Genomic DNA, 14,136 nt, shown 5'->3' on the forward strand with positions numbered 1-14,136 from the left:
AATTATCACCGTCACGCGTCAAGGCTTGAGTTCCACCGGAGGCACGGGTGACGCGCTGAGGCCGAGCTGCTGTGCATAGCCGGTAATGTTCCGGATGCTCTGCAACTGCCGGATCTCAAGCGCCTGTGCTGTGGTGATGCTGGTGCTGATCCGCAACTGCTCGCGGAGCCGCTCGTTACGCAGGGCCAGATCGTTGATGGCCAGCGTACTGCCGATCTGGAAGAGAAAAATCCCTGTTACCGCCAAAAGATACAGAAAGCTCCTCAGGCGCAGGATTGCACCGAGATTGAACGCCGTCGAAGACAGCTTCGGCGAAGTCGACGGAACCGGTTCGGACTCGTAGCCACTGAACGGCTGCCGTTCACCGAGCACATCTACACCAGCGAACTCGTACCCTCCAAAGCTATCACGCTTCTCATCTAAAAATGCTTTCGCTTTACCCGCAAGGGCGGTAAACGAGCTTCCGGCACGCCTCAAAACGCTCATGGGACACCTCCTTGTCAGGGTTAAAGTTTTTGAATAACCCGGAGACGCGCACTTCGCGCTCTCGGATTCCGACTGACTTCGGCCTCACCGGCCTGCACCGATTTTCTGGTCACCAGTTCAGCTTCGGCCGGCTTGAGCGGCTCTCGCAACGGGAGGCCTTTCGGACCCCAGTCCGCCGTGCAACGGGCGCTGAAAAAACGCTTGACGATCCGGTCTTCGAGAGAGTGGTAACTGATCACCGCAAAACGCCCACCGGGCGAAAGCACGGCAAAGCCGTCTTCAAGCGCCTGCTGAAGAACACCGAGTTCATCGTTGACCTCGATCCGCAGCGCCTGGTAAATCCTCGAAAGGGTCTTGATTGGGGAGTCCTTTCGCGGGCAGGCCCGGCGAACCACCTCGGCAAGCCCTCCGGTGGTCGTGATAGGAGCAACGCTTCTGGCGCTCACCACGGCTCTGGCAATCCGGCCGCCATGCGCTTCCTCGCCATACCTGAAAAACAACCGCGCCAATGCCTGCTCTTCATAATCGTTGACAATGTCGGCGGCCGTCAGCGGGCCGTCCGGATCCATCCTCATATCGAGCGGGCCGTCCCTGAGATAGCTGAAACCCCGGACAGGTGTATCGATCTGGAATGATGAAACCCCGAGGTCGAGCAGCAACCCCATGACTTCCAGACCCTCTCCGGGGCCACGCTTAACCGGAGCAAGCAGCTCCCGGACCATGCTGAAGTTGCCTCTGAGCAGTATCGCCTTGTCGCCGAAATCCTGAAGCTTCTGCCCGGCGGCTTCAAGCGCGTAGCTGTCCTGATCGATGCCCACCAAAAGCGACTCGCCATCGAGCGCGTCAAGCCGCCGGAGCAGCTCCAGCGAATGCCCGCCGCCGCCAAGCGTTCCGTCGATGTAGATCCCCGGCCGCGTGACAAGGAGCGAAGTGGTCGCATCGGCCAGAACCGGCTCATGATACTCCTGATTTCCCATCACCTTTGACATATCGGTTGGCAAGCCCGGAGAAACTTCCCGCGTTATCGGCCAGAAGCTGTGTGAGTCTGTCCGGATTCCAGACGATCATCTTCGCGTTGGCGCCAATCACGACCGCCTCACGCTCAATTCCTGCATGGTCAAGCATCTCGCGAGAAAGCGCGATTCTTCCGGAGCGATCGAGTTCAAGCTGGTCGAGGCGGGCATAGATCATGGTGGTCAGCAGGCGCTCTTCAGGATTGAAATCGGAAAGCTTGAGTAGCTGGTGCTCCTTTTCATTCCAGACCGCCGGTTCGTAGAGTTCGAGCGAGCCGTCATCAGCTTTAAAGACATAGAGCACCTCATGCCGCTTCGCTTTTTCCGCACTCTCCTCATCCTTCTGGCGAAGGAATTTTCGACGAAACCTGGCCGGAATCAGAAGCCGGCCCTTGTCGTCAACGGTGTGCTGCTCTCTACCGATGAATCCGGGCATAATCTCCCCACTTTTTCCCACTTTCCCCACTTTAAATGTAGGCAATCGAAAGTTTAAAAAAAATAGTACACTCAAGTCTGGAGAGGCAAAAAACAGTAATAAAGCAGAAACAGTGCGATGCCATCCAAGTACCGCGAAACCGTCATCGACGGCTACAACCTGATTCACAAACTCCGCGACATCGCGCCCGGCGAACCGATGGCCTCCATGCGGGAACGGCTTGAAGCGATGCTCACGCGCTACCGGCAGAAAAGCCGCCGCCACGTTACCGTGGTCTATGACGGCGGTGGCGGGCCGAGGGCTCATTCGTCGCGCGGCAGCATCGAGGTCACCTACAGCGGTTCGCTCAAATCCGCTGACCGCTGGATCATCGACCATGCCCGCTCGCTGGAGCCTCGCCCCGGCATGATGCTGGTGGTCAGCTCCGATCGTGAAATCCAGCGGCACGCCACCGCATGGGGCGCCCGCTGCATCGATTCCGAAACCTTTATCGAGGAGCTGGCGGCGATGGGCATCACCACGAATGGTGATGGAGGTCCGTCCCGCAAGGCCGGAGAGCAAAGCACCAGTTCAGCCCCGCTGTCCGACAAAGAGGTGGACTACTGGCTCAGGATGTTCGACAGGAAAAAATGAGGCGCACAAACCGCCACCATTTCTTTTGACAATTTATTATACTTAATGGCACCTTGACCGTTTGTGCATGGCCGCGCCTTTGGCGAAACTGCGAGGCAGCTACTGTGCTCAGGGCGACCCTTTGAACTTATTTTTACGCATCCCCTTAACCGACGACCGAATCATGTCCGATAGCAGTGCAATGAACAACGATCACTGGCGGGAGCTTGAAGAATGGAGAGGAAAAATCGATGAAATCGACCGGCAGTTAGTCCCGCTGCTCTGCCAACGCCTGCAATTCGCAGGGAACATCAGCGCCGTCAAATCGAGGATCGGAGAAACCGTGCTCCAGCCTGAACGCGAAAAAGAGGTGTTTGCCAACGTCCTGAAGCAGGCCGATTCACCCCTGATGAGCCAGGCACTCGAAAAGATCTACCACAGCATCCTCAATGAATCGCGCGTGTTCCAGCAGGAGAGCCAGCAGAATCCAGCCTCCCGATAAGACTCCACGTCTTTGTTATGCCTCGCCAATCCAAGCCCTTCCGTTCAGCCATTGTCCGTGCGATGCTTGCCGTTCCGCTCATCGTCGTTGCACTGTTTGTGCTGGTTCCCGGGCTGAACTCCGTTCGGCAACATGAAGCCGAGCCGCGGATCGCTGTGCATCGCGGCGACAGCTTCCGGCAAATTGTCGAATCGCTGCATGACGCCGGAGCCGTCCGGTTCCGCTGGCCGCTCCTGGCCGCCGGAGTGCTGAACCCAAAGCTGCGCAACATCAAGCCGGGCCGCTACACCGTGCCCCGGAACTTGTCCTCCGTCGCGCTCCTCGATTATCTTCATTCGCGTCCGCAGGATGAAGTGCGCCTCATGATCCCCAACGGCGTGGAACAGACGCAGATCGCTTCGATCATCGCCGGGGGGCTCGACATCGATTCGACCGCGTTCATGGCAGCAACACGCGACCCGAAGCTGCTCCAGTCGCTCGGCATTGAAGGGCGCAGCACCGAAGGGTACCTGTTCCCCGGCACCTACAACTTCCCTTGGGCAAGCACGCCCGACGAGGTAGTAACCTTCCTCACCAGACAGTTCAGATCGTTTTACTCCGACAGCCTGCAACAACGGGCCAAAAGCGCCGGACTTGACGAAAACCGGCTGCTCACGCTGGCCTCCATCGTCGAAGCCGAAACGCCGCTCGATGAGGAAAAGCCGGTCGTGGCGAGCGTTTATCTGAACCGCCTGAAACGAAACATGCGCCTGCAGGCCGACCCGACCGTGCAGTACGCCATTCCCGGCCCGGCCCGGCGCCTGCTGTTCAAGGACCTCGAAATCGACTCTCCGTACAACACCTACCGTAATGCCGGACTGCCGCCCGGCCCGATCTGCAACCCCGGCCCGGCCTCGATCAACGCCGTGCTGAACCCGGCCAGAACGAACTACCTCTACTTCGTGGCCACAGGGCGCGGAGGTCACGCCTTTGCATCCACGCTGGCAGGACACGCCCAGAACGTCCAGCACTACCGCAGCGTTCGGGCAAAACTCCTCAGGGAGCAAGCCCAGGAAGCCGATCAGCGCTGACCAACGGCCGTTATGCCGCAGAACGCAGATATTTGAGCACTGCCCAACACTGCAATCGGGTCGTGTAATAGGTTTTTAAAGGTGTCCTAATGTATATTCACGTTTACGAAAACTTCACCGTCCCACGAATCCACCAACCAACATCACAGGGAAATGCAGAAAAAGACGTTGTCTGACATATCGTTACAGGGAAAACGGGTCTTGATGCGTGTTGATTTTAACGTTCCGCTCGATCAGGACAGGAACATCACCGACGACAAAAGAATTGTCGGGGCGCTGCCTTCGATCCGCAAGGTTATCGAAGAGGGCGGACGGCTGATCCTGATGTCGCACCTCGGCAGACCCAAAGGCAAAGTCAATCCCGCATTCTCCCTGGCACCGGCGGCAAAGCGTCTTTCGGAGCTGCTCGGTATGCCGGTGACGATGGCAAATGACTGCATCGGCACTGAAGTGATGCAGGAGGTGCTCGCCCTGCAGGATGGCGAAGTGATGATGCTTGAAAACCTCCGGTTCCATCCCGAAGAGGAGGCAAACGATCCGGATTTCGCCCGCGAGCTGGCATCGATGGGCGAAATCTACGTGAACGATGCGTTCGGAACGGCCCACCGCGCCCACGCTTCGACCGAAGGCATCACCCACTACGTGCCGACCGCCGTGGCCGGCTACCTTATCGAAAAGGAGCTGCGCTACCTCGGCACGGCACTCAACGATGCAAAACGACCGTTCGTGGCCATTCTCGGCGGCGCCAAGATTTCCGGCAAGATCGACGTGCTCGAACACCTGTTCGACAAGGTCGATACCGTGCTGGTAGGCGGCGCGATGGTCTTCACCTTTTTCAAGGCGCAGGGACTGCCGGTCGGCAACTCGCTGGTGGAAGACAACAAAATCGAGCTGGCCATCTCTCTGCTTGAAAAGGCCAAAGAGAAGGGCGTTCGCCTGATCCTTCCGGAAGATGTGGTGGTCGCTGCCGAAATCTCGGCTGACGCCGCCTCGCGAGTCGAACCGGTTACGACGATCTCGGACGGCATGAGCGGCCTCGACATCGGCCCGGCAACCATCGAAACCTACGCCAAAGAGATTCTCGGCGCCAAAACCGTGCTCTGGAACGGCCCGATGGGTGTGTTCGAAATCGACCAGTTCGCCAAAGGCACCTTCGCCGTCGCCCAGGCGCTTGCCGATGCAACCGATGCCGGCGCCATCACCATCATCGGCGGTGGAGACTCGGCGGCGGCCATCGCCAAAGCGGGTCTGTCCGACAAGGTGACCCACGTCTCGACCGGCGGCGGAGCCAGCCTCGAATTCCTCGAAGGCAAGGAGCTTCCCGGCATCGCGGCGCTGAACGATTAACCCCTGACGCGCATTGTTGGTGACGGAAGCAAATTCCGAACCGTACGAACAATCTTGGGCGCTTCTGAAAAACAGCTTGATGCAGAGCAACAGGTTTTCAGAAGCGCCCTCATTGCAAACTCTGCTGAATGACCCGATACGACCAGCCATACATGCCCGGCGGCTTTCAGGTAATGCCCCCGGCGATCAAGACCCTCATCATCGCCAACGTGGCGATCTTCCTGTTCCAGCAATCCCAGATCGGCCCGCTGCTTACGATCGTCGGCGCGCTCTGGCCCATCGGCTCCCACAACCTTCAGGGCTACTCGTTCCAGCTCTGGCAGCCGATCACCTATCTGTTCCTGCACGGAAGCTTCACCCATATCTTCTTCAACATGTTCGCCCTGTGGATGTTCGGAACGGAGATCGAGAACTACTGGGGCACGAAAACCTTCGTCACCTACTACTTCATCTGCGGGATCGGAGCGGCCTTCATCAACCTGCTGGCCACCATGGGCTCGCCCTATCCCACCATCGGCGCTTCGGGAGCCATTTTCGGCGTGCTGCTGGCCTTTGCCATGATGTTTCCCGACCGCTACATCTTCCTGTACTTCCTGCTTCCGATCAAGACTAAGTACTTTGTCGCCGGTTATGCCCTGATCGAATTCATGTCGGGCCTCGGTAACCGGACGATGGGCAGTGGCAGTGAAGTCGCCCACTTCGCGCATCTCGGCGGCATGCTCGTCGGCTTCATCTACATCACCATCAGGCGAAACGAGTGGACGCTCAAACGCTTGATGAAGAACGTTTCCCTCCCGAAAAAACCGAAAGGGCCGACGCTCTGGAAAGGGGGAAAAGGGAACGAAGAGGTTTCGGAAGCCGAAATCGACCGGATTCTCGACAAGATTTCGAGCAGAGGCTACGAATCCCTGACGGAGGAAGAAAAACGCAAGCTTCTCAACGCAGGCAAACGCTGACCCGCCGGCAGCGGCTGCCTGAGAAATCGGCACGAGCAGACCATGAAACAGAAGAAAGAGAACCGCTTTTTCGAGCGTGCCCGCCAAAAGGCCGAAGAAACCATTCGTGACCCTGAAAAGCTCAGGGGCGTCATCGATTCGGCTGTGCAGATGGCCTCGAATCCCGGTGCTTCATCGAAGTTCAGCGAGCTTTCTGACAAGTTCCAGACGCTGATCCGGCTTGTACGCGCCTACCTGAGCCGTGAATACCACATCGTTCCCTGGCAGACGCTCATCCTTGCCGTCACGGCCCTCATCTACTTCGTGAACCCCTTCGATCTGATAACCGACTTCATTCCGCTGGTCGGCTTCATCGACGACGCCGCCGTGCTCACCGCCGTACTCGCCTCGATCAACCACGATCTCAACGCCTTCCTCGAATGGGAAAAGGGCAGTTCCACCGGAGAAGATGAACCGATGCCAAAAGTGGTCGATGCGGACTACGAAGAGGTGGAGGAAGAGGAACCGGAGAGCGCTTCGGAAACAGCCGAGACGATTTCTGACGAAGCCGAGAAAGCGTAAAACAACGCCTGACAGCGGCGTTTCGAACCAACCGAACCCGGTCGAACCATGCGGCAATCCGCTCTGATCCATCCCATCAAGGCCGACATCACCACGTTGAAGGTCGACGCTATCGTCAACGCGGCCAATTCGAGTCTGCTCGGTGGTGGCGGAGTCGATGGAGCGATCCATCGCGCCGCAGGCCCGGAGCTGCTCGAAGCGTGCCGTGCACTTGGCGGATGCCCGACCGGCGAGGCGAGGATCACGAAGGGCTATCGACTGCCCGCCAGCTATGTCATCCACACCGTTGGCCCGGTCTGGCATGGCGACAGCCACAACGAAGCCGAGCTGCTCACCTCCTGTTACCGCAACGCCCTGAAACTTGCCATCGAGCACCAGTGCCACACCATTGCATTCCCCTCCATCAGCACCGGAGCGTATGGCTTCCCCATCGAACAGGCCGCCGCCATCGCAACGGCAACCGTGCACGAAGTTCTGGCGGAAGAAACCACCATCGATGAGGTGCTCTTCTGCTGCTTTTCCGACCGCGATCTGGAGGTTTATCGCCAAGCCCTCGCAGAGCGGTAAGCGCCCGTCAAGAGCAGAAAAACAAAACCCCCGACTTGAATCGGGGGAATTAATGCTTTGCTTGTCCTCCGCTGTTTACGGAGTATTCGGTCCATTGGGAGAGTCCAGACCGCTGCCATCCGAAATACCGTCGCCAGACTGAGGTGCAGAACCGAAGGGGCCGCTGGGGTCGGAAGCAGGATCGCCGGGCGGATCATCGTTCTGATCACCGATAGTCAACACCTCGCCCGTATTCGGATTCGGAATTGCGATCCCGCCGCCAGCCATCGCCGACGAAACTCCGGCAAGGCTAAACAGCGCGACAATACCGACCACGATGAATCGTTTCATGACTTTCTCCTTTTTTGGGGTTACCGATACCGAGTGCTTTTCAAGCATTCAGCATAGGTAAGTTAGGCAATGAAAACGATTGGGAGAAGAGGGGAATTATATCCGCTGATATTTGCAATACAACACTTTTCTTGCACTAAAAACGCAAGAGTTCTGAACGGGTTTTTGCACTATAAAACCCTGGTGCTTCTCAGAAAATACCGGCTACAAAGTCCCCTGACCACTTTTATTCATTGATAATTAATCCGATAAAGAGCAGAAAAAGAACCACGGATGAGTCAACAATTACCCGTCACCCCTCCCGCTCAAAACAGGCAACCGTCTCGATGTGATTCGTTTGCGGGAACATGTCAACCGGCTGGGCTGACGTCATCCGGTAGCCTCGGGCGGCGATCTCTTTGCCGTCGCGGGCGAGGTTGTCGGGGTTGCAGCTTACGTAGACGATGCGCTCGGGCTGAAGCTTGAGCATGGTGTCGAGCGCTTTGGGGTGCATTCCGGCGCGCGGGGGGTCGGTGACGATGATGCGGGGTTTGGCGTAGGGTTCGAGCGCCTCCTGCATGGCATGGAAGTTCTTGAGATCGGCCTGGAAGAAGACCGTGTTCGAGAGGCCGTTCAGCTCTGCGTTCATCTGCGCATCGCGGACGGCGCTTTCGACCACTTCGATGCCGATCGCCTGCTTGCAGTGGCGGGCGAGGTAGAGCGTGATGGTGCCGGTGCCGCAGTAGAGGTCGTAAACGGTGTCCTCCGGCGTGATGCTGCCGACGGCGATGATCTGGTCGTAGAGCGTTTCGGCCTGGCGGGTGTTGGTCTGGAAGAAGGAGTTGGCCGAAATCCTGAAGTCGAGGTCACCGAGCCGTTCGGTGACGTAGCCGTCGCCGCTGATGACGTACTCCTGCTCTCCGGTGGCGACGGTGTTTTTACGCGTGGTGACGTTGTTGAGCAGGGTCATCTGCTGCTCCGGCATGGCCACTTCGAGCCGCTCCTTCAGCGCTTGCATGAGCTCCGCGTCATGCCACGAGGTGACGATGTTGACCATGAGCTGGTCATGGCGCTCGCTGTAGCGGAGCATGAGGTTGCGCAGGTAGCCTTCGTGTGCCTTGGCCGCATAGGGCGCGAGGCCGCGTTCGAGGGCGAAGTCACGCACGACGTTCAGCACCCGATTCATGCACTCTTTGGCGAGGTAGCAGGTGTCGAGGTCGAGCACCTTTTCGAAGTTGCCCGGCGCGTGGAAGCCGAGGGCGAAGGTTTTGGGCTTCGACAGCTCGTCGCTATCGATCTCGCTTTGGAGCAGGTAGCGCATGTTGGAGCAGGAGAACTCCACCTTGTTGCGGTAGTGCAGCGCGTCGGGTGCGGCGAGCACCGGCAGCACGTCGGGGTTCTCGAAGCCGCCGATATGCACGAGCGAGTCGGTCACCTTTTTGTGCTTGTAGCGGAGCTGCGCCTCGTAGCCGACGTGCATCCACTTGCATCCGCCGCAGGAGCCGAAAACCGGGCAGACCGGCTCGACGCGATCCGGCGACGGCGACAGCACTTCGATGGCACGCGCCTCGAGGTAGCGCGACTTGACCTTGTAAACCTGCGCCGAAACGCGGTCGCCAGGCGCGAGAATGCCGGAAACCATCACACCCATCCCCTCGGCGGTTTTGCCGAAGCACTTGTCGCGCTCGGCGTGGTCGATGATGGTGAGTTCGATGATGTCGCCTTTTCTGTAGCGGATTTCCTGTTGTTCCAATGGAGTTCGATGAAAAGATTATCGTGAATGCAATGGCGGCCCCGCGAGCAGCGCAGCGCCGAAGACCCCCGCGCTGTCACCAAGCAAGGGCGGCAGGAGCGGAATGTCGAACGAGTGGTTGAAGACGTTTTTGGCAATCGCCTCGCGCGCTTCCGGGGTGTAGAGCTGGCGGATGTTGCCCACGCCGCCGCCGATGATGACGAGGTCCGGATCGAGAATATTGATGACCGCTGCGAGCGCCACGCCGAATTTCGAAACCAGCCGGTCGATGGTCTGCCGCGCGTAGTCGTCGTGACCCGTCGAGGTGGCGATCTCTTTCAGCGAGGCTTTGCGACCGCTGAGGAGCGCGTAGTGGCGTTCGAGCGCCGGGCCGGAGATGACCGTTTCGACGCAGCCGCGCCGTCCGCAGTAGCATTTCGCCTGTTCACCCGGCACCGGGTTGTGGCCCCACTCTCCGGCGATGCCGTGCGCGCCGCGCACCACCTGCCCGTCGCGGACGATGCCGCCCCCACGCCGGTGCCGAGGATGATGCCGAACGCTGTCGCGCCGGGCCGCGCCATCTCGTCGCGCCCCGCACCGAGCATCGACTCGGCGAGCGCGAAGCAGTTGGCGTCGTTGTCGATCACCACCTCCATCCGGAGCGCCTCGCGCAGATCGCGCAAGAGCGGCATGCCGTTCAGGCAGACGGTGTTCGAGTTGCTGATAACCCCGTCGCTGCCGTCGGCTCGTCCGGGTGTGCCGATGCCGATCCGCTCCGGCAGGTCGAGTCCAGCCTTCTCGGCCATCGTTTCGACGAGGCTTTTGATCTGCATCAGGATGTGGCCGTACCCCTCTTCCTGCTCCGTCGAAATGCGGTGGCGCACGACGGGGCGCAACTCGCTGTCGAGGATCACCCCCTCGATCTTGGTACCGCCGAGATCGATTCCCCAGCGATTCATTCTACGCCTCCATTCAGCATCGCCCGCCGGTGCACCACGTTCTTGACGACCCAGGCAAATGCAGTGTAGATCAGGGCCGCGCTGGCGAGGCCGATCACGATGCCACCAAGCACGTCACCCGGATAGTGCACGCCGATGTAAATTCGCGAAAAGGCAACCATCGCTGCGTAAATGATCATCGTCACCGTGAAGAGTTTGTCGATCAGCTTGCCTTTCCAGAAGAAGATCCAGATGAGCGCTGCAATAGCGGTCGAGTTGGCCGCGTGGGATGAAGCGAACGACCAGGAGTGGGTTTGATCGACAAGGAGTCGCACCCCTTCGAGGGCGAAGCAGGGGCGCACGCGCTGGAACAAAGGCTTGAAGATCCCGGACGCGGTGTAGTCGGCAATACCGACCGAAAGCAGGAGAAGGAGCACGATCCAGAAACCGTCGCGCCCCTTCCTGAGCACGATGAAAAGCGCCGTCAGCCAGAGAATGTGACCGGAAAACTTAGGCTTGGTCAGAAACAGCATCAGGTCGTCCAGCGCCGGGTGAGCCAGGGTATGGTTCAGGAGCTGGAAAAGCCACGCATCCACCTGTTCGAGACCGCCCATTGCCGGTTACTTTTTCTTGCCTCCCTTTTTCGCGCCCTTCGACGGGCTGGCCGAAGCGGCAACCTGCATGGCAGCGGCGGCTTTGTCCTCGTCGGAGACCGTGGCGTTGATGTAGGCCTGCTGGGCGATGCTGAAGACGTTGAACATCAGGTAGTACAGGGCCAAGCCGGACGGCATGTTGTTGAAGAACAGCAGCATCATGGCCGGGAACATCCAGATCATGATCTTCATCTGATCGTTGGTCTGGGTAGTCGGCGTAATCTTCTGCTGGAAGAACACGGTCACGGCCATCAGAATCGGCATCAGGGCGATGTGGTCACCGTAGAGCGGAAGCTTGAAGCCGAAGTCGAGAATCGAGTCCGGCACGGAGAGATCCTTCACCCAGAGAAAGCCGTGCTGGCGAAGCTGGATCGAAGAACGGAAGACGTAGAACATGGCGAACAGCAGCGGCATCTGAATCACGGTCGGCAGACAGCCACCGAGCGGATTGACGCCAGCCTCTTTGTAGATGCGCCCAAGCTCGCTCTGCAACTTTGCCGGATCGTTTTTGTACTTCTCCTGGATCTCCTTCATCATCGGCTGCAGGGCCGACATCTTCTTCATCGACTTGGTCGAGGCCAGGGAGAGCGGCCAGGTCACCGTCTTGATGAGGAAAGCGAAGATGATGATGATGAGACCGTAGTTGGTCACATACTTGTTCATCCAGTTGAAGATCGGCAGGATGAGGTATTCGGCGAATGGGCGGGTGAGCCAGTCCCAGCCGAAGTCCATGATCTTTTCAAGATCGACGTGCAGCGAACGCACGGTGTTGTAGTCGAGCGGGCCGACGTAGAGGCGATACCGATCCGTCACAGAGTTCTGACCAGCCGGAATCATCATTTTCAGGGCAGCCGTGTAGTTCTCAAAATCGACACCGTCCTTTTTGGTGCCCTGCAGAAAGACGCCTTCGGTTTCGCGCTCAGGAATCATCGCCGCGACGAAGTACTTGTTCCTGACAGCCACCCACTCGGCCTTGCCGGACTCCTCCTCCTGATAGCGCTTCTTGGAATCCTTCGCGTCGAGCTTGAGCAATCCACCGCCGAGGTAGGCGCTTGAAATCGCGTTGTGCGATTCGTCCGCAGTGTCCTTTTCGGAATAGACAAGACCACCGTCCCAATCGAGCTGATACTCGTTACCAGCCAGAGTCGAGCCGAATCCGTTGAGCTTGAGGTCGTAATCGATCACGTAGCTGTCGCCGGTGAAGGTGTAGGTCACCTGCATGCTGCGGCTGGCATCGACATCGAGCACAAAGCTGACCGACAGCTTCTCCTTGCCGGTGACCGTTTCCGATTTTTTCGTATCGAGGCTCCGGAAATAGAGGTCACGGGTATCAATGCGCTTGCCATCGTTGCTCAGGAAGAGCATGGAGAGCGCGCCCTTGTTCTTCTCCGAAATCAGGTTGAAGGGCTTGCCGTTCACATCGAGATGCTTCTTGAGCACCATGGATTTGAGCGTCGCGCCTTTGGATGAAAGCTCCGCCGTGAACAAATCGTTGTCGACAGTGATGATCTGTTCGGTGCCGGTGGAAGCCTTTGCAAATGAACCAAGGCTCTCGGCGGCAGTTTCGGGAGCCGCTGAGGCCGGTGCGTTCTCTGCGGCATCTTTCTGCACCATCTCGCGTGATGGCGGCACCGGGTCGAGCATCGTTTTCTGTTCGGGCTTCATGAACTGCAACCACACGATCATGATCACTGCAATCAGGGAAAAGCCTATCACCGAATTTCTATCCATTACTTCGAATCTTTTGTATTAGCCGCGGATTTCCCGGCTCGGGGAGGAACAGGGTCATAGCCGCCTTTTGAAAAAGGATTGCACCGCAACACCCTCCAGACGGTCAGCCAGGAGGCATAAAAAAAATTGTGCTGACGGTACGCCTCGATGGCATAACGAGAACAGGTGGGCTGGAATCGGCAGGACGGACCCAGTAAAGGGGAAATGAAGGTCTGGTAAAAACGTATCAGAAGAATCGGCACGGCATTGACAACCCGGCCAACAGCGCTGAGGCTTCTTTTTGTCCAATGTGTCCGTTCTTCATCCATTGTGCTCGATCCGGCCGTCGTCATAACTGAGCCAGCCTTTTGGTAACCATAGTATTCAGCATCCTGCGGATTTCGGTCCGGAATTCTGCAAGCGGCGGCACGCTGTCGGCACGCCCCCGATACAAAAACGCCAGTAGCACCTGACAAGGAACGCCATCCGCTTCAGATACAGTCAACCCGGACAATGCTTTTTTTTCAAGCCGGTATGCCTCTCGCATCAATCGCTTGATCCGGTTCCGGTCCACGGCTCTCGGCACAAGCTTCTTGCCAACCGTGAACAGCACCCTGACGGGCGTACAACCGGTACGATCTCCCTGCCGGGAACAGGTATAAAACATCAGGAGAGGACCGCCTTTCAGGCGGTTGCCCTCATTGAACAGAGGTGAAATCGTGGATTTTCCACGAAGGATCTCACGTCTCGGAAGAGCATGGGCTCGTTGTTCCGAAAGCATGCCGACATGCAAGCGGTAGGGTCCGGAAACGAAACATCAGCTCCATTCCGGACCAGCTTGTTAACGCTTCGAAGCGCTCATTGAGCTGCTGACCGACAGCGAGTGACGGCCTTTGGCCCTTCTGGACGAAATAACCCTGCGGCCGTTCTTGGTCGCCATTCTCTGCCTGAATCCGTGCTTATTCCTTCTCTTCCTGTTGCTCGGCTGAAATGTCCTTTTCATACCCTCAAAACTCCTCTCAAATGATTGATTAAAATAACAGGACTCTTAATTTATCATTTTACTCGATGATTAGCAAGAATCGGACGCGATCAATTATCTATCAACATCCCCAAATCAACAATCTTTCCACAATGTGGACAACTTGTTGATAAAAAAAACTTCGACCACCAAATCCCCTGCAAAACCTGAACCTTCAAGAAATCAACACATGTTGATAACTTTTTAGCCTTTTTCCAATAAA

Annotated in this window: 17 protein-coding genes and 1 pseudogene; 7 read left to right on the top strand and 11 right to left on the bottom strand. The window is 57.8% G+C overall.

All coding sequences use genetic code 11. The features are described from left to right. Positions 1–18: 18 nt before the first annotated feature. The 3 genes from CPAR_RS10495 to mraZ are packed head-to-tail and all read right to left on the bottom strand — an operon-like array spanning position 19 to position 1,935. Positions 19–486 (bottom strand): hypothetical protein, encoded by a 468-nt coding sequence (locus tag CPAR_RS10495; protein WP_012503290.1) that lies wholly within the window; start codon positions 484–486, stop codon positions 19–21. Positions 487–506: 20 nt separating this feature from the next. Continuing rightward, positions 507–1,463, bottom strand: a complete 957-nt coding sequence (gene rsmH / locus CPAR_RS10500; RefSeq protein WP_012503291.1) for a 16S rRNA (cytosine(1402)-N(4))-methyltransferase RsmH — start codon at positions 1,461–1,463, stop codon at positions 507–509. Beyond that, positions 1,441–1,935, bottom strand: a complete 495-nt coding sequence (mraZ, locus tag CPAR_RS10505; protein WP_012503292.1) for a division/cell wall cluster transcriptional repressor MraZ — start codon at positions 1,933–1,935, stop codon at positions 1,441–1,443. The genes rsmH and mraZ overlap by 23 nt, the downstream gene beginning before the upstream one ends. Before the next feature lie 117 nt (positions 1,936–2,052). Here mraZ and CPAR_RS10510 point away from each other — a divergent pair, with 117 nt between their 5' ends. The 7 genes from CPAR_RS10510 (at position 2,053) to CPAR_RS10540 (ending at position 7,550) form a co-directional block, all read left to right on the top strand. Continuing rightward, entirely contained in the window at positions 2,053–2,568 is a 516-nt protein-coding gene (locus CPAR_RS10510) for an NYN domain-containing protein (RefSeq protein WP_012503293.1), read from the top strand. A 163-nt stretch (positions 2,569–2,731) separates the two neighbouring features. Continuing rightward, positions 2,732–3,049 (top strand): chorismate mutase, encoded by a 318-nt coding sequence (locus CPAR_RS10515; RefSeq protein WP_041466201.1) that lies wholly within the window; start codon positions 2,732–2,734, stop codon positions 3,047–3,049. A 17-nt stretch (positions 3,050–3,066) separates the two neighbouring features. After that, a complete protein-coding gene (gene mltG / locus CPAR_RS10520; protein WP_041466202.1) occupies positions 3,067–4,119 on the top strand; it encodes an endolytic transglycosylase MltG in 1,053 nt (350 codons plus the stop codon). 153 nt (positions 4,120–4,272) lie between these two features. Next, positions 4,273–5,466, top strand: a complete 1,194-nt coding sequence (locus tag CPAR_RS10525; RefSeq protein ID WP_012503296.1) for a phosphoglycerate kinase — start codon at positions 4,273–4,275, stop codon at positions 5,464–5,466. Between the two features lie 128 nt (positions 5,467–5,594). Beyond that, positions 5,595–6,422 (top strand): rhomboid family intramembrane serine protease, encoded by an 828-nt coding sequence (locus CPAR_RS10530; protein ID WP_012503297.1) that lies wholly within the window; start codon positions 5,595–5,597, stop codon positions 6,420–6,422. Positions 6,423–6,464: 42 nt separating this feature from the next. Then, positions 6,465–6,983: a YkvA family protein gene (locus tag CPAR_RS10535; RefSeq protein ID WP_012503298.1), complete on the top strand. Its 519-nt coding sequence runs from the start codon at positions 6,465–6,467 to the stop codon at positions 6,981–6,983. A gap of 48 nt (positions 6,984–7,031) precedes the next feature. After that, on the top strand, positions 7,032–7,550 hold the full coding sequence (locus CPAR_RS10540) for an O-acetyl-ADP-ribose deacetylase (protein ID WP_012503299.1): 519 nt from the start codon (positions 7,032–7,034) through the stop codon (positions 7,548–7,550). 75 nt (positions 7,551–7,625) lie between these two features. Here the strand turns inward: CPAR_RS10540 and CPAR_RS10545 are convergent, their stop codons facing one another. From CPAR_RS10545 to rpmH, 8 genes and pseudogenes are all read right to left on the bottom strand, one after another. Beyond that, a complete protein-coding gene (locus CPAR_RS10545) occupies positions 7,626–7,880 on the bottom strand; it encodes a hypothetical protein (RefSeq protein WP_156773433.1) in 255 nt (84 codons plus the stop codon). A gap of 292 nt (positions 7,881–8,172) precedes the next feature. Beyond that, positions 8,173–9,612 (bottom strand): 23S rRNA (uracil(1939)-C(5))-methyltransferase RlmD, encoded by a 1,440-nt coding sequence (gene rlmD, locus CPAR_RS10550; protein WP_012503301.1) that lies wholly within the window; start codon positions 9,610–9,612, stop codon positions 8,173–8,175. Between the two features lie 18 nt (positions 9,613–9,630). Then, positions 9,631–10,550: pseudogene (locus CPAR_RS11425) on the bottom strand (ROK family protein). Then, entirely contained in the window at positions 10,547–11,143 is a 597-nt protein-coding gene (locus CPAR_RS10560; protein ID WP_012503302.1) for a phosphatase PAP2 family protein, read from the bottom strand. The pseudogene CPAR_RS11425 and the gene CPAR_RS10560 overlap by 4 nt, the downstream one beginning before the upstream one ends. 6 nt (positions 11,144–11,149) lie before the next feature. Continuing rightward, entirely contained in the window at positions 11,150–12,913 is a 1,764-nt protein-coding gene (yidC, locus tag CPAR_RS10565) for a membrane protein insertase YidC (RefSeq protein ID WP_012503303.1), read from the bottom strand. Further along, positions 12,913–13,221 (bottom strand): membrane protein insertion efficiency factor YidD, encoded by a 309-nt coding sequence (gene yidD, locus CPAR_RS10855; protein ID WP_083762361.1) that lies wholly within the window; start codon positions 13,219–13,221, stop codon positions 12,913–12,915. Before yidD ends, yidC begins: the two co-directional genes overlap by 1 nt. 20 nt (positions 13,222–13,241) lie before the next feature. Continuing rightward, positions 13,242–13,685, bottom strand: a complete 444-nt coding sequence (gene rnpA / locus CPAR_RS10570; RefSeq protein ID WP_156773434.1) for a ribonuclease P protein component — start codon at positions 13,683–13,685, stop codon at positions 13,242–13,244. A 48-nt stretch (positions 13,686–13,733) separates the two neighbouring features. Further along, positions 13,734–13,895: a 50S ribosomal protein L34 gene (gene rpmH / locus CPAR_RS10860; RefSeq protein WP_083762349.1), complete on the bottom strand. Its 162-nt coding sequence runs from the start codon at positions 13,893–13,895 to the stop codon at positions 13,734–13,736. Positions 13,896–14,136: the final 241 nt, after the last annotated feature.

This window comes from Chlorobaculum parvum NCIB 8327 (assembly GCF_000020505.1).
Taxonomy (GTDB): domain Bacteria; phylum Bacteroidota; class Chlorobiia; order Chlorobiales; family Chlorobiaceae; genus Chlorobaculum; species Chlorobaculum parvum_A.

Bases quoted from the DNA above. Each gene is read 5' to 3' on its own strand.
- CPAR_RS10495 (WP_012503290.1), bottom strand. From the start codon at position 486: ATGAGCGTTTTGAGGCGTGCCGGAAGCTCGTTTACCGCCCTTGCGGGT.
- rsmH (WP_012503291.1), bottom strand. From the start codon at position 1,463: ATGGGAAATCAGGAGTATCATGAGCCGGTTCTGGCCGATGCGACCACT.
- mraZ (WP_012503292.1), bottom strand. From the start codon at position 1,935: ATGCCCGGATTCATCGGTAGAGAGCAGCACACCGTTGACGACAAGGGC.
- CPAR_RS10510 (WP_012503293.1), top strand. From the start codon at position 2,053: ATGCCATCCAAGTACCGCGAAACCGTCATCGACGGCTACAACCTGATT.
- CPAR_RS10515 (WP_041466201.1), top strand. From the start codon at position 2,732: ATGTCCGATAGCAGTGCAATGAACAACGATCACTGGCGGGAGCTTGAA.
- mltG (WP_041466202.1), top strand. From the start codon at position 3,067: ATGCCTCGCCAATCCAAGCCCTTCCGTTCAGCCATTGTCCGTGCGATG.
- CPAR_RS10525 (WP_012503296.1), top strand. From the start codon at position 4,273: ATGCAGAAAAAGACGTTGTCTGACATATCGTTACAGGGAAAACGGGTC.
- CPAR_RS10530 (WP_012503297.1), top strand. From the start codon at position 5,595: ATGACCCGATACGACCAGCCATACATGCCCGGCGGCTTTCAGGTAATG.
- CPAR_RS10535 (WP_012503298.1), top strand. From the start codon at position 6,465: ATGAAACAGAAGAAAGAGAACCGCTTTTTCGAGCGTGCCCGCCAAAAG.
- CPAR_RS10540 (WP_012503299.1), top strand. From the start codon at position 7,032: ATGCGGCAATCCGCTCTGATCCATCCCATCAAGGCCGACATCACCACG.
- CPAR_RS10545 (WP_156773433.1), bottom strand. From the start codon at position 7,880: ATGAAACGATTCATCGTGGTCGGTATTGTCGCGCTGTTTAGCCTTGCC.
- CPAR_RS10560 (WP_012503302.1), bottom strand. From the start codon at position 11,143: ATGGGCGGTCTCGAACAGGTGGATGCGTGGCTTTTCCAGCTCCTGAAC.
- yidC (WP_012503303.1), bottom strand. From the start codon at position 12,913: ATGGATAGAAATTCGGTGATAGGCTTTTCCCTGATTGCAGTGATCATG.
- yidD (WP_083762361.1), bottom strand. From the start codon at position 13,221: ATGGATGAAGAACGGACACATTGGACAAAAAGAAGCCTCAGCGCTGTT.
- rpmH (WP_083762349.1), bottom strand. From the start codon at position 13,895: ATGAAAAGGACATTTCAGCCGAGCAACAGGAAGAGAAGGAATAAGCAC.